The organism is Zobellella denitrificans, from assembly GCF_002407485.1.
GTDB lineage: Bacteria > Pseudomonadota > Gammaproteobacteria > Enterobacterales > Aeromonadaceae > Oceanimonas > Oceanimonas denitrificans.
Genome location: NZ_CP012621.1, coordinates 1,819,200 through 1,837,851, shown reverse-complemented (window position 1 = coordinate 1,837,851; position 18,652 = coordinate 1,819,200). Strand labels below are relative to the sequence as shown.

Sequence of the window (18,652 nt, the reverse complement as noted above, 5' to 3'; positions counted from 1 at the left end):
CCAGCGGTACCTAGCAACAGAGTATGAAACTGCCCTCTTATGATTGAACAGACACTCACCCAATTACTGCTCCTCCTCGGGTTGACGGTTTTTATCGTGCTGGTGTTTCAACGCCTGCGTATCCCCCCAAGCCTCGGCTACCTACTGGTGGGGGTGTTGCTCGGCTCCCACACCGCCGGCCCGGTGCTGGAGGAACACTACATCAAGCTCATTGCCGAATTCGGCATCGTCTTCCTGCTGTTCACCATAGGACTGAGCTTTTCGCTCTCCCAGATTTATGCCCTACGCCACCTGATACTGGGACTGGGTACGGCTCAGGTGGCATTGACCACCGCCGTGGTCGCCCTGCTGCTGTGGGCCATGGGCATGCCCGGCATCGCCGCCTTCGTGATCGGTGCCGTCTTTGCCCAGTCCTCCACCACCATCATCAGCAAGCAGCTCGCCGAACAAGGAGAGGAGCAGACCCGGCACGGCAAGCTGGGCACGACCCTCTCGGTGTTCCAGGACATTACGGCGGTGCCCTTCGTCATCATCATTCCCGTGCTCGGCATCGCCGCCGCCCAGGAGGTAGCCGGAGCCCTTGGCATCGCCCTGGTCAAGGCGTTAGCGGCTTTTGCCATCGTCTTCCTGGTAGGACGTTATTTACTGCGTCCCTTTTTCCATATGGTATCCGAGCAACGCTCGGCCGAACTCTTCACCCTGACGGTGCTGTTCGTGTCGCTGATCGCGGCCTGGACCACCATGAGCCTGGGACTTTCCATGGCGTTTGGCGCCTTCCTGGCGGGCATGATGCTGGGGGAAACCGAATTTCGCCATCAGGTGGACTCCACTGTCAGGCCCTTCAGGGACGTATTGCTGGGATTGTTCTTCGTCAGCATCGGCATGCTGCTCGATCCCGCCCTGCTCCCCGACATCTGGCTGGAGGCCCTGCTCGGTGCCTGCGCCCTGCTACTTATCAAGCTGCTGCTGGTCACCGCCATCGTCAGATGGGCGAAGATAGACAGCCCCACCGCCTTTCGTACCGGCATGGTGCTGGCCGTGGGGGGAGAGTTCGGCTTCGCCCTGCTGGCCATCGCCCTGGACGCCAAAGTGATAGCGGTGTTGCCCGCCCAGATAGCCCTGACCGCCGTGCTCTTTTCCATGATACTCGCGCCTTTTCTGATCCGCTTTAACCAGCCCCTGGCTACCTGGCTATTCAGTTTGCGAAACCGCAGCCCCATCGCCGAACAAGGCCAGGAGGTTCCGGAAGGGCATCATCTTAACCATCACGTTATCGTCTGCGGCTATGGTCGTATCGGCCAGATTGTCGGCCACTTCCTGGAAAATGAACACATTCCCTATATTGCGCTGGATATGGACGCCAAGCGGGTCAAGGACGCCCGCCTTTCCGGGGAGCCCGTTTTCTTCGCGGATTCCGCGGATCCCTCCGTGCTGGAAGCCGCCGGGGCCGGCAAGGCCCGCCTGCTGCTGATCGGTCACGACGACCTGAGTGCCGCCCTGAAAACCCTGGCTTACCTCAAGCGCCATCACCCCAAGCTACCCATCATGGTGAGGACACGTGACGAAACCCACGTGGAGGAACTCCGTACCGCCGGCGCCACCGAAGTCATCCCCGAAACGCTCGAAGCGGGCATGATGATGGCCTCCCACGCCATGCTGTCGCTGCGGGTTCCCCTGCATAAGGTGGCGAGCTACATCCAGCAGCAGCGCACCAGCCGCTACCAGATGCTGAGAGAGCTCTTCCCCGGCACCACCGCCTCCCTGGAAGGACTGGACGAGCAAAAGGCGGACCGGCTCTATCCGGTCCAGTTGCAGGCAGAAAGCCCGGTAATCGGCAAGCGGCTGGCCGAACTCGATCTGGCCAGCCGGGGGGTGATCGCCACTGTCCTGGTGAGAGACGGTAAAAGATCCCTTTCGCCCGGGCCGGATACCCTGCTGCAAACCGGCGACGTACTGGTATTGTTCGGCACCCCGGACGAACTGGAGCAGATCCGCTGGCAACTCGGGGCAGGGCAGCCCGGCTCCACAATGGTGAGCTGAACGGGTATCAGTAGGGCAGCGGGTGTTGTTTTTCCAGCGCTTTCACGTGCTCGGTGAGCCCCATGGCCTTTTCCACATCCAGCATGACGGCGATGCCGGTCCCCAGGCTTTCATCCAGGTCGCCGACATCGACGATTTCTTGCAAGACGAAGTCGGCCCGCCGTTCCTCCACCAAGATGAGAATCACATCCCGCTGCCGGTAAAGCTCGACTCCGAACAGGCCGATCAGTTTTTCAAGCCCCAGCCCCTTGGCGCTGGTGATGATGGTGGCGCCGGTGGCGCCGGCGGCTCTCGCCATATCCAGTATTTTTTCCGTCTTGTCATCATCGACAAAGACCATCAACAACTTGAAGTTCATCGTGGTACTCCCCATTGGCTAACATGCTTCGGCCACTCCAGGGCCTGGTTTTTCCGGCCCACCATACCTCCCCCTGCATTGACAAGATAGGCATACGGCACCACTATAGCCCATCTTGAGCCCCCCTCCCCACACTGACAACAATATACAAAACACCATGGATCCTATTTTTATCGCCATCGCCTTCGGCTGCGGCCTGGCGGTTTACCTGATCAAGCTTCCCCCCCTTATCGGCTTCCTGGCGGCGGGCTTCGTGCTCAACGCCATGGGCTATGCAAGCAACGATACCCTCGACACCCTGGCCAACCTGGGGGTGACCCTGCTGCTGTTCAGCATCGGCCTCAAGCTGGATATCAAGACGTTGCTGAAGAAGGAAGTCTGGGGCACGGCCAGCGGCCATATCCTGTTCTCCACCCTGCTGTTCACCGGGGTGCTGCTGCTGGTGAAATGGGTAGGCTTCAGCCTGGCGATGGAGCTGGAGTGGCGTCAGGCGGTATTGATGGGCTTCGCCCTGAGTTTTTCCAGCACGGTGTTCGCGGTCAAGGTACTGGAAGAGCGCAGCGACATGAACACCTTTTACGGCCGCATCGCCATCGGGGTACTGGTGATGCAGGACTTGTTCGCGGTGGCCTTCCTTACCGCCTCCGCCGGCAAGATCCCGAGCCCCTGGGCGCTCAGCCTGCTGGTGCTGCTGCCGCTGTTGCGGCCGCTGTTCTATCGCATCCTGGAGCGGGCCGGCCACGGCGAGCTGCAAACCCTGTTCGCGGTGTTCCTGGCGCTGGTGGTGGGCGTGGGCGGCTTCGAGCTGGTCGGGCTCAAGGGCGACCTGGGCGCCCTGGTGATCGGCATGATGCTGGCTCCCCACTACAGCGCATCAAGCCTGGCCAAGTCCTTCTTCAACATGAAGGAGCTGTTCCTGGTGGCCTTTTTCCTCAGCATCGGCCTGAACGGCATGCCCACCACCGACGCCCTGTGGATTGCGGCCATACTGCTGTTGGCGCTGCCGGCGAAGAGCCTGCTCTACTACCTGCTTTACGCCCGCTGCGGCCTGCGCATGCGCACCTCGCTGCTGGCCACCTTCAGCCTGACCAACTATTCCGAATTCGGGCTGATAGTAGCGGCACTGGCCGCCAAGCAAGGGCTGCTCAGCAACGACTGGGTGATCGTCGCCTCCATCGCCCTGGCCATTTCCTTCGTGGCGGCCGCTCCCCTCAACAGCCATAACGAGAACATCTACCGCCGCCTGCTTGCACGCTTCCGGCCCAAGGAAAAGCGGCGCCTGCATCCGGACGACATGCCCATCGAGCTGGGCGACGCCCGGGTACTGATCGTCGGCATGGGCCGCATCGGCCAAGGAGCCTATATGGAGCTGGAAAATCACTACCGGGGCCGGTTGCTCGGCATCGACAGCGATGAAAAAAAGGTGGAGCTGCTGCAGAAGCTGAACATCAACGCCATCAAGGGCGACGCCTCCGACTCGGACTTCTGGGACAAGACCAATATTAACGGCCAGCTGGATTATATCTTCCTCGCCATGCCCAACCACGCCGGTAACCTCTATGCCCTGGAGCAAATTCACCAGGCCGATTTCAAGGGCCGGGTGGCCGCCATCATCCGCTATCCGGAAGAAGGTGCCCAGCTGCGCGATATGGGCGCCGACGAGGTGTTTGACATCTACGAGGAAGCGGGCAGCGGCTTTGCCCGCCATGTGATAGAGCACGCCGGGTGAGTGTACCGGGATTAGGGATTAGGGATTAGGGATTAGGGATTGGAATCAGGAACAGGAAACTGCACCAATCCCTAGCCTCCAGTCCCCAGTCCCCACAGTTTAGTGTCCGCCTTCGTCCTTATCGTAGGGGTAGTGGATATGGCCGAAGCGGATCACCAGTATCGCCAGGGCCAGCACCAGGGCGGCGCCCGCCACCGTAATAAGGCGCCAGCTGTCCATGCCCTTCATGTCCAGGATAAGGTAGCGGGCCAGGGCGACGATGGCGATATAGAGCGGAATGCGGATGGGCAGCTTGCCCGAGCGCAGGTAGATGGCCACCATGGCCAGCACTTCCAGGTAGATGAACATCAGCAGCAGATCGGCCAGGGTCACCGTTCTGGCCTGCCACATGGTGTTGACTTCGATCCCCACCGCCACCACGGTGGAGATGGCGACGATAATCAAGCCAATATGCTGCAGCACATCCAGCATCTTGCTCCCCAGCATACGGTTGTTGCTCATAGATTGCCTCTTTCTTGATATTGTTATTATCCGAACTCGGTCCCGGCGTCCTCTTGCTGCGCCAATATAAGCCAAGCAAAAACAGTGCCATGGGTGCCACCCGGGATGCGTCGGCAAAACATCCGGACGACCCCGGATCCGCCCTTGTCCCCGGACGGCCAGCCACCTATAATAGCCGCTGCCTAACGAACAGAGCTTATAAAAAATTAAACTTTCATGAAATTTTTGAATAAAGCGATGACGCCACCCTAGCCTTCAGGCCCTGCTTTTACCGCCTCCCGCGGTGTCCCTGCTCGCCCCTGTGCGAGTGCTTTGTTTTACCCGAAAACCCGGATCCCGTACCGCTGCGCCCGTCCTTGACGCCGGCCTGGTATGGACTGCCTTTACCCATAACCGGAACAACCACAATGTTACCCAGTATCAAGCAAACCTGGTTCTTTAACGTGCGCGGCGACGTGCTCGCCGGCCTGGTGGTCGCCCTGGCCCTGATCCCCGAGGCCATCGCCTTTTCCATCATCGCCGGGGTCGACCCCAAGATCGGCCTCTATGCTTCCTTCAGCATGGCGGTGGTGATCGCCTTCGCCGGCGGCCGTCCGGGCATGATCTCCGCCGCCACCGGCGCCATGGCGCTGCTGATGGTCACCCTGGTCAAAAACCACGGCCTCGAATACCTGCTGGCCGCCACCCTGCTGTGCGGCTTGCTGCAGATCATCGCCGGCTACCTGCGCCTGGGCGAGCTGATGCGCTTCGTGTCCCGCTCCGTGGTCACCGGTTTCGTCAACGCCCTGGCCATCCTGATCTTCCTGGCCCAGCTGCCCGAACTGACCGACGTGACCTGGCATGTCTACGCCATGACCGCCGCCGGCCTCGGCATCATCTACCTGCTGCCCCTGGTGCCGGTGGTGGGCAAGCTGTTGCCCTCGCCCCTGGTGTGCATCATCACCCTGACCCTGGTGGCCATCGCCTTCGGCATCGATGTGCGCACCGTGGGCGACATGGGCGAGCTGCCGGACAGCCTGCCGGTGTTCCTGTGGCCGGAGGTGCCGCTCAACCTCGAGACCCTGGCCATCATCTTCCCCTACTCCCTGTCGCTGGCGGTGGTGGGCCTGCTGGAGTCGATGATGACCGCCACCATAGTGGACGACCTGACCGACACCAACAGCGACAAGAACCGCGAATGCAAGGGCCAGGGCATTGCCAACATCGCCACCGGCCTGCTCGGCGGCATGGCCGGCTGCGCCATGATCGGCCAGTCCGTGATCAACGTAAAATCCGGCGGCCGCGGCCGGCTGTCCACTTTGGTGGCCGGCGTGGTGCTGTTGATCCTGGTGGTCTTCCTCGGCCCATGGGTATCACAGATCCCCATGGCCGCCCTGGTGGCGGTGATGATCATGGTGTCCATCGGTACCTTCAGCTGGGATTCCATCAGAAACCTCAAGACCCTGCCCAAGAGTTCCAGCCTGGTGATGATCGCCACCGTGGCGGTGGTGGTCTATAGCCATAACCTGGCCTACGGTGTATTGGTCGGCGTGCTGCTCAGCGCCCTGTTTTTCGCCAACAAGGTGGGCCAGATCCTCTACGTGGGCTCGGAAAAACTCGGCGACAACGGTCGCGAATACAAGGTGGTGGGCCAGGTGTTCTTCACCTCCGCCGAGCAGTTTATCGCCGCCTTCGATTTCAAGGAGGTGCTCGACCGGGTGCGTATCGATCTCAGCCGCGCCCATTTCTGGGACATCACCGCCATCAGCGCCCTGGACAAGGTGGTGCTCACCTTCCGCCGGGAAGGCACCGAAGTGGAAATCATCGGCCTGAATGAGGCCAGCGCCACCCTGGTGGACCGTTTCGCTGTTCACAACGATCCGAAAGCAGTAGAAAAGCTGATGGGCCACTAAGAGAGGAATGACCATGACCACCAACGTACTCGCCTGTATCGACGGCTCCAGCCATGCCACCGCCGTGTGCGACTGGGCCTGCTGGGCCAGCCAGCGCCTGGCGGCACCGCTGAGCTTTATCCATGTGCTGGATAAAGCTCGGCAGCCTGGCCTGGCCGACCTGAGCGGCAGCATCGGTCTCGGCAGCCAGGAACACCTGCTGGAAGAGCTGGCCGAGCTCGATGAAAAACGCGGAAAACTGGCCAGGGAACAGGGCCGCATCATGCTCGCGGCGGCCCGGGAGCGCGCCATCGACGACGGCGTTGCCGAGCCCGCCACCCTGCAGCGCCACGGCGGCCTGGTGGACACCCTGGTGGAGCTCGAGCCCGACACCCGCCTGCTGGTGCTCGGCCGCCACGGCGAGGAGTCGGCCTCCGCCTATGCCCACCTGGGCAGCCACGTGGAGCAGGTGATCCGCGCCCTGCACCGCCCCATTCTGGTGACCCAGGGCGAATTCAAGGCACCACAACGGATCATGCTGGCCTTCGACGGCAGCGCCACCACCCGCAAGGGAGTGGAGATGCTGGCGAAAAGCCCGCTGTTCAACGGCCTGGAGCTGCATCTGGTGCTGGTGGGCGCCGACACCGACGACAACCGGGAGCAGATCAACTGGGCCCAGAACACCCTGGCCCAGGCCGGCATCCAGGCGCACGCCGCCATAGTACCGGGCGAGGTGGACAAGGCCCTGCCCCAATACCAGCAGGACAACGGCATCGATCTGATGGTGATGGGCGCCTACGGCCATTCCCGCATCCGCCAGTTGCTGGTGGGCAGCACCACCACCGCCATGATCCGCTCGGCCCGGGTGCCGCTGCTGGTACTGCGCTGACAACGCCATGACCAGGCGCCATCGTCCCCCCGGCCGAAGGCGCATTGCACTGTATCCAGGGGCCCGGCAACCGGGCCCGCCGTCAACCGGGGGAAGAATCATGATCACTCAACTGATGGCCTGTATCGACGGCTCCCGCCAGGCCGGCGCGGTGTGCGATCTGGCCGGCTGGGCCAGCCTGCGTCTGTCCGCACCGCTGACCCTGCTGCACGTGCTGGTGCTGCGCTGAACCCGTGCCAGGACAGCCGCCTGCCCGGCAGCGGGCGGAAATCATTAATAAAAAGTTAAAAAGCGCAAATAAAACAACCCGGTGAAAATGTGACCTGGACTACAAAAGCCTAAAAAACTGTCCTTTAATAAAATGACAGAACACTAAAAAGCCGGCCCCTGGGCGCGGACCCTGCGTTGCAACCGTCGAGCCGGCTCCAGCTTTAATGATGGCAAGAGGTAGTCCTTATGGGTGGCGCTGAATACACCGGTGTGACGAACACCGCTTTCCTCTATCCACACTCCAGCCTGCACCGTCTGTGGCGGGAACTGCTTGCCGACGCCGGCATCGAGGTGAACGGCAGCCGCCCCTGGGACATGCAGCTCAAGGCCCCGGGGGTACCGGAGCGCATCTTCGCCGAAGGCAGCCTGGGGCTGGGCGAGAGCTACATGGACGGCGCCTGGGAGGCCCAGCAGCCCGACGAGCTGATCTGCCGGTTGCTGAAGGCGCGCCTGCACCGGAGGATACACCCTTCCCGCCTGCTGCTGCATGCGCTCAAGGCCCGGCTGCTCAATCGCCAGACCAGCAAACGGGCCTGGCAGGTGGGAGAGGCCCACTACGATCTGGGCAACGACTTCTACGCCGCCATGCTCGACTCACGCCTGACCTACACCTGCGGCTACTGGCAAGACGCCACCACCCTGGAACAGGCACAAACCGCCAAGCTGGATTTGATCTGCCGCAAGCTCGGGCTAGAGCCCGGCATGCGGGTGCTGGACATCGGCTGTGGCTGGGGCAGCTTTATGGGCTACGCCGCCGAACACTACGGGGTGGAATGCGTGGGCGTGACCATCTCCCGGAAGCAGGCGGAATGGGCCAGGGCCCGCTATGCCGGGCTGCCGCTGGAATTTCGCCTGCAGGACTATCGGGAGCTGGACGAACCTTTCGATCGGGTGGTGAGCGTGGGCATGTTCGAACACGTAGGCCACAAGAACTACCGCACCTACATGGAAGTGGCCCACCGCTGCCTGCAGGACGGCGGCCTCTTCCTGCTGCACACCATCGGCAAGAACGAACGCCATCCCCACACCGATCCCTGGATAGACAAATACATCTTTCCCAACGGAGAACTGCCGTCCGTCGGCCAGGTGGGCGATGCGGTAGACCAGTTGTTCGTGGTGGAGGATCTGCACAACTTCGGCGCCGACTACGACAAGACCCTGATGGCCTGGCACGCCAACTTCGAACAGGCCTGGCCCCGTTTCCGGGAACGGCTGGGCGAGCGCTTCTACCGCATGTGGCGCTATTACCTGCTGGCCTGCGCCGGCGCCTTCCGCGCCCGGGACATCCAGCTGTGGCAGTGGGTGCTGGCCAAGGGCGGGGTGGAGCAGGGCTACCGGCGGGTCAGCTAGCGTTACACCACGCCCTGCTCGCGCAGGTACTCCTCGTAGCTGCCGCTGAAGTCGCGGATGCCGTTTTCGCTCAGCTCCAGGATGCGGGTGGCCAGGGACGACACGAACTCCCGATCGTGGGACACGAAGATCAGGGTACCCTGGTACAGCTCCAGCGCCATGTTCAGCGACTCGATAGATTCCATATCCAGGTGGTTGGTGGGCTCGTCCATCACCAGGATATTGGGCCGCTGCAGCATCAGCTTGCCGAACAGCATGCGGCCCTGCTCGCCCCCGGACAGCACCCCCACCTTCTTCTTGATGTCGTCCTGGCCGAACAGCAGCCGGCCCAGCACGCCGCGGATGGTCTGCTCGTCGTCACCCGGCTGCTGCCACTGGCTCATCCATTCGAACACCGTCAGATCCTTGTCGAAATCGGCGGCGTGATCCTGGGCGTAATAGCCGATGGTGGCGTTTTCGGACCATTTGAACTGGCCCTGATCGGGAGCGAGTTCGCCGACCAGGGTCTTGACCAGGGTCGACTTGCCGATGCCGTTGGTGCCGAGGATGGCGATGCGCTCGCCCACTTCCACCAGCATGTTCAGCCCCTTGAACAGCGGGCCCTCGCCATAGCCCTTGGCCAAGCCTTCCACCTCAAGCACGTTGCGATACAGCTTTTTCTCCTGCTCGAAACGGATAAAGGGGTTCTGCCGGCTGGACGCCTTCACTTCCTCCAGCTTGATCTTTTCGATCTGCTTGGCGCGGGAGGTGGCCTGGCGCGCCTTGGAGGCGTTGGCGCTGAAGCGGGCCACGAAGGATTGCAGATCGGCGATCTGGGCCTTCTTCTTGGCGTTGTCGGACAGCAGCCGCTCCCGGGCCTGGGTCGCCGCCAGCATGTAGTCGTCGTAGTTGCCCGGGTAGACCCGAAGCTCGCCGTAGTCCAGATCCGCCATGTGGGTGCAGACGCTGTTCAGGAAGTGGCGATCGTGGGAGATGATGATCATGGTGCTGTTGCGCTCATTGAGCACCTCTTCGAGCCAGCGGATGGTGTCGATGTCCAGGTTGTTGGTCGGCTCGTCGAGCAGCAGGATATCGGGGTTGGAGAACAGGGCCTGGGCCAGCAGTACCCGCAGTTTCCAGCCCGGGGCCACTTCGCTCATGGGGCCGTTATGCTGTTCCAGCGGAATACCCACCCCCAGCAGCAGTTCGCCGGCACGCGACTCGGCGGTGTAACCGTCGTACTCCGCCACCTTGCCTTCCAGCTCCGCCGCCCTCATGTAGTCGTCGTCGCTCGCCTCCAGGTTGGCGTAGATGGCGTCGCGCTCATGAATGGCGGCCCACAGCTCGCTGTGTCCCATCATCACCACGTCCAGCACCCGCGCCTCTTCATAGGCGAACTGGTCCTGGCGCAACTTGCCCAGGCGCTCGTTCACGTCCAGGCTGACGTTGCCGGCGGTGGGCTCCAGATCTCCGCCCAGAATCTTCATGAAGGTGGACTTGCCGCAGCCGTTGGCGCCGATCAGGCCATAGCGGTTGCCGTCGCCGAATTTGACGGAAATGTTCTCGAACAACGGCTTGGAGCCGAACTGCATGGTAATGTTGTTGGTGGAAATCAAGGAGCAGACTCACAGTTAACGAAAAAGATGGTCCCGGGACCGCAGGGTGCCAAGGATACCGACACCGACGGGAAAGTTCAAAGTCTGCGCGGCATTAATGGTTGGCCAGCACCGGCGCCGACACCAGGGCCGGGCAGGCACTCAGGACCACGCACCAGAAGGGGCGCTGCTGCCGGCTCCAGTATTCCGCCGTTTCATTCATGATGTCGAGCAGGGTCAGCCAGCCCGGTTGTTCGCGGCAGACGAAGCCTTCCACCTGTTGCAGGCAGAGCACGGCACCCCGCTCGCCGACCAGCTCCGGCTCGGTCAGGGCGTCGCTCAGGGCGTCCCAGTTGTGGCCGAACCAGGCCGGCAGCGTCAGGGCCCCGGCCAGCCTCGCCAGGCAATCGGCCTTGGAGTCCACCCCGGCGAAATCGATCGGATAAAAGCCGAGATCCAGCCGGCGGGCGGCCAGCTCCAGGGCCAGCAGGGACTGGGGATCCAGGCAACAGGTGCGGGCCGGCCCGGCCTTCAGCAACCGGGTCAGTTCGGTCTCGTTCATGGTCGCTCAACCTCGAGCTCGATAAAGCTGCGGTAATGGTCTTCCGTATAATAGTAGACCTCGGGCGGATCGCCGCCGGTCACCACCCGCCGGGGGCCGCGGTGGTCCAGCCCGGGCGTGTCCACCGTGTATTCCCGGTAATAGCCCCGGGGCCGGGCCGGCAGCAACCCTTCCCGGTTGTGGAAGGTGGTGCCGTCCTGACGATAGGGAAAGGGGCCGCCCCGGTCGATAAGGCGCAGGGTCTCGGCCAGTTGCGGATGGCCAGCGGAGTCATGGCCGCCCGGCCACAGGCCCTGGAGCAGCAGCGCCAGGCCGAGCAGCAGGGCGCCGCCCAGCAGGCGCGGGGTGAAGCTGCGCCGCCGCCCTCGCCTAGTCATCCTGCTCCTCCAGCACCTCGGGGTTGGCGATGTTCACCGGCCGGCCCTCGGCGTAGGCCAGGATGTTGTCGAAGGCGGCACCAAAGTAGAGCTCGTAACCGCCCTGCTCCACATAGCCCAGATGGGGCGAACAGAGCGCATTGGGCAGGGCCAGCAGCTGTCGCAGTTGCTCTCCGTCCGGCTCCTGCTCGTAGACGTCCAGGGCGGCAAAGCCCGGCCGGCCCGCATTCAGCGCCGCCACCAGGGCACCGGGTTCGATCAGTTCGGCCCGGCTGGTGTTGACCAGCAGCGCATCCGGCTTCATCAGTGCCAGATCGGCGGCCGAGACCAGATGACGGGTCGCCTCGTGCAACCGCAGGTGCAGGCTCAGCACATCGCTGCTCGCAAAAAACGCCGCCTGATCGGGGGCCGCCATCAGGCCGTCCGTTCTCGCCTGCTGCCGCGAGGCCTCGCTGCCCCACACCTGCACCTGCATGTCGAAGGCCTGGCCGAAGCGGGCGATGCGCCGTCCTATCTTGCCGTAGCCCCAGATGCCGAGGGTCTTGCCGGCCAGGCTGCGACCCAGCCCGAGCTCGCCGTTCTGCTGCCAGTGGCCCGCCTTGAGCTCGCTGCAATAGGGCAGCAGCTGCCGGCTGGCCGCCATGATCAGGGCCCAGGTCAGCTCCGCCGGCGCCACCGGCGATCCCACCCCCTCCGCCAGGGCCACCCCTGCCCGGGTGCAGTCCTGCAGGCGGACATGGTTGCTTATCTTGCCGGTCTGGCTGATAAGCCGAAGTCGTGGCAAGCGGGCCAGCAGCTCGGCGCTTATCTCGGTGCGTTCCCGGATCAGTACCAGGGCCTCGAAGGGGGCGAGCCGCTCGGCCAACAGATCCAGGTCGTTGCAGTGGTCGGTGAACACCGTCACCTGGTGGCCGGCCAGGCGGGAAAAACAGGGCAGGCTTTTCACCAGATCCTGGTAATCATCCAGTATGGCTATCTTCATGGGCATGTCCTTGTGATTGGGAATGGGCGGCGTTTTTTTATATCATACAAGGCCTTTTTCACGTCACCCCCATGGAGAGCATGGTGCACTCAGACTATATCACCGCCGAACTGGTTGCCGAGGTGGAAGCCATCGCCCGGGACGCCGGCGCCGCCATCATGGCCATCTACGGCCGGGACTTCTCGGTAGAGGAGAAGGCCGACAAGTCCCCCCTGACCGAGGCGGACGCCGCCGCCCATCAGCTTATCGCCGATCGCCTGGCCGCCCTGCCCCTGCCACTGCCGCTGCTGTCGGAGGAAGACACCGGCCACTTCGCCGGTCCCGACGCCCAGGGGCGCTACTGGCTGGTGGATCCCCTCGACGGCACCAAGGAGTTCATCAAGCGCAACGGCGAGTTCACCGTCAATATCGCCCTGATCGAGCGGGGCCGGCCGGTACTGGGCGTGGTCTATGCCCCGGCGCTGGGTCTGTGCTACAGCGCCGCTCGCGGCCTGGGGGCCTGCAAGGTGGACGCCGAGGGTCAGCGCCGGCCCATCCGGGTGGCCGAGCATCGGGCGGGTACGCCCTGGCGCATCGTCGGCAGCCGCTCCCACGCCGGCGAAGAGATGCCGCGCCTGCTGGCCAGGCTGGGCGAGCACGAGCTGGTGCCCATGGGCAGTTCCCTCAAGCTGTGCCTGGTGGCCGAAGGGGCGGCCGACGCCTATCCGAGGCTGGGTCCCACCTGTTTATGGGACACCGCCGCCGCCCACTGCGTGGCGGAGCAGGCCGGCGGCCGGGTGGTGCAACTGGACGGCACCCCGCTCGACTACGCCCATCCCGAAGCGCCGCTCAATCCCCACTTTCTGGTGCTGGGCCAGAGCGAGCAGGACTGGACCGCCCTGTTCTGATACCACAAGGCCGGGGCAACCCGGCCTCGGTTTACGTAGCTCCTCGCCTCAGCGGGCCACCAGCACATCGCAGGGGGGCATGCCGAGGAAGCTCATGGCGACGCTGCCGATCAGCAGCCGGCTGATGCCCTGCCGGCCATGGGTACCCAGCACCAGCAACTGGGGCTGGTGCTTGCTCACCGCATTTCCCAGGCAAACCTGGGTCTCGCCGGCCATGATTTCGGTGCTGATCCGGCTCTGGTCGTCGTCGGCCAGGAAGTGGGCCATCTCGGTTTTGACCTCGTGCTCGATGCGCGCCCGCTGGTGCTCCCTCAGGCTCTCGACCTCCAGCTGGTCATGGCGGATAAAGCCCATAAAGGGCGGATCAAACACATGCACCAGGCGCACCTGGGCCTTGGGGGCCAGCTTCAGCCCCGCCTGCAAGGCATGATGGGAGCTGCGGGAGAAGTCGGTGGCGGCCAGCACCTGACGGTAAGGCTCGTCGGGATCGCCCGCCACCATCAGCAGGGGAATATCGCAGTGGCGCAGCAGGCGCTCGGCGGTGGTGCCAAGAAAAAGGTCACGCATCGGATCGAGGTGATGCTTGCCCACGATGATCAGATCGGCCTTGAGTTCGGCGGCCTTGCGAGCCAGCGCCCGATCCGGTTTGCCCAGCAGCACGTGCCGGGCGCTGTCGGGCTTGATCTCGCCGGGCAGGCCATCGAAGAAGCCGTCCAGGGCGGTTTCCGCCGCCTGTTTCAGCCGGTGGCGCACCGGTATCTCCACCAGGGGTTCATAGAGCGTCAGGGCATCGTCCACCACGTGCACCAGATGCAGGCTGGCCTTGAGCTCCAGCGCCAGCTCGGCCGCCCTCTTCACCACCCGTTTGCAATCCTGATCCAAATCGATGGCGGCAAGCAGCGTTTTCATCTTGGCTTTCCTTCTTTGCAGAGGGAGTCACCACGGGCAACTCCTTGATTGACCTACATGAAGCATTCCCGCTTTTGGCGCCAAAAGCAAATGAAAGCCGCGCGTTGCGCCGGGAGCCCGGCATGGCGGCGGCCGGACTCGATAACCTACCGTGCAGAACGCATTGGCCGCGGTGCCGGCTTTTGATTCTCCTCGACCGCCCTTTGGTTTACACTAGCGCCCTTTCAGGCTCAATTTTTCGGGAATTTCAGTGTTAACAGCAGAAATCGCCATGCGCTGGCTCACCGCCGGCTATATCGACCATTACATCTGTGAAAGCTGCCACGGCATCCATCTGTCCGAGCTGCAGGGTCTGGATGGCGTGCTGGAGAGCCGGCTGTTCGTTGAGCACGAAGACGCCATCATCACCACCGAAGTCGAAATTCGTCCCACCGCCCTGCTGGCACTGGTGGCCGACCTGGGCCGGCTGAACATGAACTACCCCAGCCTCAAGGTGTTTGTCGACATCGTCGACGACAACCTGCCCCGCCTGATCGTGGCGGACTACCTGCATACCCAGGCCGGCCTGGAGCAGCACCAGTTCCTGTGGATAGTGCAGCAGACCATGCTGGCCACCCAGCAACTGGTGCAGGAAATCACCGAACTGGGCTTCCTGATGCAGGACGAGCCGCAGAAAATGCCTTCGGCTGTGCATTAAGCCCGCAGATTGCGCAGGCTTCGAGCACTTGCACCAGGGCCGCTTAAAAAGCCTTGAACAAGCGCCGGCAAGCCGTTACATTACGCCCCGTTCTCAAGCGGGAACCCCGGTGAAGCTGACACCGATAACAAAAAACGCCGCAACAATTTGGTGAGGTGTCCGAGTGGCTGCCAAGAGGCGAAGCCGGGGTAAAAGCACACAGCGTGCTGCGTCAGCCCGAGGACAGCAATCCGAAGACGAAAAGCCGGTGAAGCAGACACCGTATATAAAAAACGCATAAAAATTTGGTGAGGTGTCCGAGTGGCTGCCAAGAGGCGAAGCCGGGGTAAAAGCACGCAGCGTGCTGCGTCAGCCCGAGGACAGCAATCCGAAGACGAAAAGCCGGTGAAGCAGACACCGTATATAAAAAACGCATAAAAATTTGGTGAGGTGTCCGAGTGGCTGAAGGAGCACGCCTGGAAAGTGTGTATACGGCAACGTATCGAGGGTTCGAATCCCTCCCTCACCGCCAAATTGAAACCCCGGGCAGAAATGCTTGGGGTTTTTTCATTGAGGCTCAGCCGGCGCTGCGCCCGAACAGCCCCCGGTACAGTCCGCGAAGCCCGCGTTGCAGGGTCCAGAGGGCGCCCAGGCTCCACAGCAGGAAGGATCCCAGCCACAGCAGCAGGGAAGCCATCAGCAGCGACAGCCGATAGAGACCCTTGCCCGCATCCGGCAGCAGCCGCAGCACCCCGCGGTAGCTGCCGCGATACCCCGACGACACCTGCTCCAGCCGCAACAGCTCCCGCACCGAATCGGCCCGTCCGAGGGAGTCCATGGCTCCCCGGGCGCCGCTGTGGCCGGCGATATTGCGCACCGCCCGACCGGTGGAGGCCAACTGCCCGGCCGCCTCGGTACCGACGATGCGCCCGGCCGCCAGTGCCAGCTCGTCGAGCTCCGCCCGCCCCAGTTGCTTCAACTCCAGCCGCCCCAGGCGCTCGCCCAGCTCCCGTGCCGCCCGGCCGTCGATGGCATCCCGGCTCAGGCGGTAGAGCTGCTCCCCCAGTTGCCGGCTCATGCGGCCACTCTTGCGGGCCACCTTCAGCAGCGATACCCCGGCCCGGGCCGGCACAGTGGCGCCGCCGCTGGCCAGGCTCAGGGCGCTGAGCCCGAGGCCGGTGCCGGCCAGGGCCAGCAACAGGGGATCGTGATCCGGCCAGGCCAGGCCTTCCCGGGTCAGATCCCGCAGATCCCCCAGCAGGGTCAGATCGGTGATCACTGCCGCCGCCATGCCTTCGGCGCTGTCGGCCCGACCGGTACTGAGCCCCTGCCAGATGTCCCCGGCGGAGCGCAGCATCCGGGTCTGCCAGCGATCGGCCGCCTGCAGCCGGGTAACCAGGCCCTCGTCCAGCGCCACCCCCTGCTCCTGCGCCAGTTGATAGAGGGAGCGGGCCAGTTCCAGTTCCTCCTCCTGCAGCGCCTGCTCCAGCGCCGTCGCGTAGCGGGCCGCCGGCAACCATTGCAGGCGGAACTGCACCATCAAAAGAGGGTCGCCCTGCCACCAGAAGATCCGTGCCGCGTCCCGGGCCTGAGGCAGCACTGTGCCGGCGCTCAGCACCAGGCTGGACAGCATCATCACGAACAAGAGTCTTTTTATCAGCCCCATCACCGCCGGCACCGAGTGGATCATCCTATCCTCTATTATCGTTGTCCGGGACAGCGTTCGAAAGAGGCCGTGCAGACGGATGACGGGACCCTCGCGCAGTATTATTTTATTTGACGCACAGTTTTTCTCTCTGGCGACCAGGACCACTCTGGGTGTACATAGGCCGCTCCTACTGGAGGGTTTACCACTTGAATACCGAGTTGCAGCTTGAACAGACCTTTGACGAGGTGGTGGACGCCATCGCCGGACCGGGCATCGGCATCTTCCCCGGCTTCCTGGAGGGGGCACAGGTCGCGGCCCTGCGCCAGGACTTCGCCAACCTGCCCCCCTGGCAGCTCACTCCCGCCGGCATCGGCCGGGAGCAGGATCACCACACCAACGAGCGCATCCGCACCGACAAGACCCGCTGGCTCGAGGGCGACAGCCCGGCCCAGCGCGGCTACCTGGCGCTGATGGCCGGCCTGCAGCGGCAGATGAACCGCCAGCTGTTCATGGGGCTCAAGGACTACGAGTGCCACTATGCCCGCTACGACGAAGGCGACTTCTACAAGAAGCACCTGGACGCCTTTCGCGGCCGTGGCAACCGCCGGTTGACCACGGTCGTCTACCTCAACGAGCACTGGCAGCCGGACGATGGCGGCGAGCTGCTGGTCTATCCTGAAAAGGGCAAGGAAATACTGTACCGGGTGCGCCCCGAGGCCGGTACCCTGGTGTGCTTCCTGTCGGAGCAATTCCCCCACGAGGTGCTGCCGGCCCGGCGCGAGCGGCTGAGCATCGCCGGCTGGTTCCGCATCGACGATCCCCTGGCGCCGGCGCTACAGCCGTAGGCTCCGCCAGTACCGCCCCGGGGCCTCCCTTCGTTCAAAGAAACAATTTGGCAATGTCCGCCGTGGCCCCTTTCCCCACGCTGTCGCCGTGTGCCGACAGCCAGGCGCCGGCTCGGGCCCGGCCCTGATCACGCAGCATCTCCAGAAACGACCGGCTGGTCGTCAGCCTGGATTCCATGGCCAACCGGCCCACCAGATCCCCGGTATCGATCAGGTGCATTCTGGTGCGGGCAAGACGCCGTTCCAGCCGTCCCCCCGGCCACAGCGTCTGGCGGGCAAACTGGCGCGCCAGCGCCAGGCTGTGCAGCTCACGCAGCAGGGTGCTATTGAACGCCAGCTCCTGGGTGCGATGGTGAATTTCCTCATGGGTCAACGGGAGTTGCGAATGTTCGAAGGGACTGAGCAAGACCAGCAGGATATCCGCCGAAGATGCCTCGTAGACCAGGGGAAAAATCGCCGGGTTGGCGGCAAAGGCGCCGTCCCAATACGGCTCGCCATCGATCAATATCGCATGGTGCAGGGTCGGCAGGCAGGCCGAGGCAAGCAACATGTCCGCCGTCAGCTCGGCCGTCCGGAACAGCCGCAGCCTGCCGCTATTGGCGTGAGTGGCGGCGATGAACAGTTTCAGCGGGCAGCGCTCGCGCAACCGGTCAAAATCGATTTGCCGACCGACAATATCCCGTAACGGATTGATCCCATAAGGATTGAACTGTTGTGGTGAGAACTGCCGTGTCCAATACAGCATGATCCTGATGGCGGTGGCCAGGCGCCCGCTTTCACTGTCGGCGCCGGCATTGAGCATGGGGGCACAGTCGGCGACCGCTTCCCAGAAGCGGGCCAGCGCTTCCCGCGCGCCCTCGTTGCCGCCCTGCAACAGGCCCTGGGCCAGCACCACGGCGTTCATGGCACCGGCGCTGGTGCCGCTGATCCCTTCAATGGCAAAGCGACCGTCTTCCAGCAGGGCGTCGAGTACGCCCCAGGTAAAGGCGCCATGGGCACCACCGCCCTGCAAGGCAAGGCTGACGAAACGACGCCGAGATAAATGAAACAGCATAAAAGCCTCCGAATTGCGCCAGGCTCCCGCCATGCCGCTGCAACGGTGCCTTTGCAACCATAGTTCCTCACTGCCAGCCCCGATTGGTCACCGGTGCCAGGGACTGCACGGGCGGACAGGCCTGCTACCG

General features: G+C 63.4%; 18 protein-coding genes and 1 tRNA gene. 10 read left to right on the top strand and 9 right to left on the bottom strand.

Going from position 1 to position 18,652, the window contains the following annotated elements; genetic code table 11:
- Positions 1-96: 96 nt before the first annotated feature.
- Entirely contained in the window at positions 97-2,040 is a 1,944-nt protein-coding gene (locus AN401_RS08735; protein ID WP_198401854.1) for a cation:proton antiporter domain-containing protein, read from the top strand.
- A gap of 7 nt (positions 2,041-2,047) precedes the next feature.
- Here AN401_RS08735 and AN401_RS08730 read toward each other — a convergent pair whose 3' ends face one another.
- Positions 2,048-2,398 (bottom strand): P-II family nitrogen regulator, encoded by a 351-nt coding sequence (locus tag AN401_RS08730; RefSeq protein WP_096779113.1) that lies wholly within the window; start codon positions 2,396-2,398, stop codon positions 2,048-2,050.
- Positions 2,399-2,555: 157 nt separating this feature from the next.
- On the opposite strand from AN401_RS08730, the gene AN401_RS08725 reads away from it, so the two are divergent.
- Positions 2,556-4,127 (top strand): cation:proton antiporter family protein, encoded by a 1,572-nt coding sequence (locus AN401_RS08725; protein ID WP_096779112.1) that lies wholly within the window; start codon positions 2,556-2,558, stop codon positions 4,125-4,127.
- Between the two features lie 99 nt (positions 4,128-4,226).
- On the opposite strand, the gene AN401_RS08720 is transcribed toward AN401_RS08725, so the two are convergent.
- A complete protein-coding gene (locus AN401_RS08720; RefSeq protein WP_096779111.1) occupies positions 4,227-4,628 on the bottom strand; it encodes a phosphate-starvation-inducible protein PsiE in 402 nt (133 codons plus the stop codon).
- Positions 4,629-5,035: 407 nt separating this feature from the next.
- Here AN401_RS08720 and AN401_RS08715 point away from each other — a divergent pair, with 407 nt between their 5' ends.
- The 4 genes from AN401_RS08715 (at position 5,036) to cfa (ending at position 9,008) form a co-directional block, all read left to right on the top strand.
- Positions 5,036-6,520: a SulP family inorganic anion transporter gene (locus AN401_RS08715; RefSeq protein WP_096779110.1), complete on the top strand. Its 1,485-nt coding sequence runs from the start codon at positions 5,036-5,038 to the stop codon at positions 6,518-6,520.
- 13 nt (positions 6,521-6,533) lie between these two features.
- Entirely contained in the window at positions 6,534-7,388 is an 855-nt protein-coding gene (locus AN401_RS08710) for a universal stress protein (RefSeq protein WP_096779109.1), read from the top strand.
- 100 nt (positions 7,389-7,488) lie between these two features.
- Positions 7,489-7,617 (top strand): universal stress protein, encoded by a 129-nt coding sequence (locus tag AN401_RS08705; protein ID WP_232513413.1) that lies wholly within the window; start codon positions 7,489-7,491, stop codon positions 7,615-7,617.
- Positions 7,618-7,868: 251 nt separating this feature from the next.
- A complete protein-coding gene (gene cfa, locus AN401_RS08700; protein ID WP_232513412.1) occupies positions 7,869-9,008 on the top strand; it encodes a cyclopropane fatty acyl phospholipid synthase in 1,140 nt (379 codons plus the stop codon).
- 2 nt (positions 9,009-9,010) lie between these two features.
- Here the strand turns inward: cfa and AN401_RS08695 are convergent, their stop codons facing one another.
- The 4 genes from AN401_RS08695 to AN401_RS08680 all read right to left on the bottom strand — a co-directional run bounded on the left by AN401_RS08695 (position 9,011) and on the right by AN401_RS08680 (position 12,503).
- A complete protein-coding gene (locus tag AN401_RS08695; protein WP_096779107.1) occupies positions 9,011-10,603 on the bottom strand; it encodes an ABC-F family ATPase in 1,593 nt (530 codons plus the stop codon).
- Between the two features lie 94 nt (positions 10,604-10,697).
- Positions 10,698-11,144 (bottom strand): barstar family protein, encoded by a 447-nt coding sequence (locus tag AN401_RS08690; RefSeq protein WP_096779106.1) that lies wholly within the window; start codon positions 11,142-11,144, stop codon positions 10,698-10,700.
- Positions 11,141-11,521: a ribonuclease domain-containing protein gene (locus tag AN401_RS08685; protein WP_094039470.1), complete on the bottom strand. Its 381-nt coding sequence runs from the start codon at positions 11,519-11,521 to the stop codon at positions 11,141-11,143. Before AN401_RS08685 ends, AN401_RS08690 begins: the two co-directional genes overlap by 4 nt.
- Entirely contained in the window at positions 11,514-12,503 is a 990-nt protein-coding gene (locus AN401_RS08680) for a D-2-hydroxyacid dehydrogenase family protein (RefSeq protein ID WP_096779105.1), read from the bottom strand. The genes AN401_RS08685 and AN401_RS08680 overlap by 8 nt, the downstream gene beginning before the upstream one ends.
- Before the next feature lie 80 nt (positions 12,504-12,583).
- Here AN401_RS08680 and cysQ point away from each other — a divergent pair, with 80 nt between their 5' ends.
- Entirely contained in the window at positions 12,584-13,390 is an 807-nt protein-coding gene (cysQ, locus tag AN401_RS08675) for a 3'(2'),5'-bisphosphate nucleotidase CysQ (RefSeq protein ID WP_094039472.1), read from the top strand.
- A gap of 48 nt (positions 13,391-13,438) precedes the next feature.
- Here cysQ and AN401_RS08670 read toward each other — a convergent pair whose 3' ends face one another.
- Positions 13,439-14,299, bottom strand: a complete 861-nt coding sequence (locus AN401_RS08670) for a universal stress protein (protein ID WP_094039473.1) — start codon at positions 14,297-14,299, stop codon at positions 13,439-13,441.
- A 271-nt stretch (positions 14,300-14,570) separates the two neighbouring features.
- Between AN401_RS08670 and AN401_RS08665 the strand changes: the two genes are divergently transcribed.
- Entirely contained in the window at positions 14,571-14,996 is a 426-nt protein-coding gene (locus AN401_RS08665) for a YbjN domain-containing protein (protein WP_094039474.1), read from the top strand.
- Positions 14,997-15,419: 423 nt separating this feature from the next.
- Positions 15,420-15,507: transfer RNA gene (locus AN401_RS08660), tRNA-Ser, on the top strand.
- A 45-nt stretch (positions 15,508-15,552) separates the two neighbouring features.
- Here AN401_RS08660 and AN401_RS08655 read toward each other — a convergent pair.
- Positions 15,553-16,665, bottom strand: coding sequence for a hypothetical protein (locus AN401_RS08655; RefSeq protein ID WP_096779104.1), 1,113 nt, complete (start codon positions 16,663-16,665; stop codon positions 15,553-15,555).
- 164 nt (positions 16,666-16,829) lie between these two features.
- Between AN401_RS08655 and AN401_RS08650 the strand changes: the two genes are divergently transcribed.
- Positions 16,830-17,468, top strand: coding sequence for a 2OG-Fe(II) oxygenase (locus AN401_RS08650; RefSeq protein WP_096779103.1), 639 nt, complete (start codon positions 16,830-16,832; stop codon positions 17,466-17,468).
- Between the two features lie 34 nt (positions 17,469-17,502).
- Here AN401_RS08650 and AN401_RS08645 read toward each other — a convergent pair whose 3' ends face one another.
- Positions 17,503-18,522 carry a patatin-like phospholipase family protein gene (locus tag AN401_RS08645; RefSeq protein WP_096780342.1) on the bottom strand — a complete coding sequence of 340 codons (1,020 nt, stop codon included), beginning with the start codon at positions 18,520-18,522 and terminating at the stop codon, positions 17,503-17,505.
- Positions 18,523-18,652: the final 130 nt, after the last annotated feature.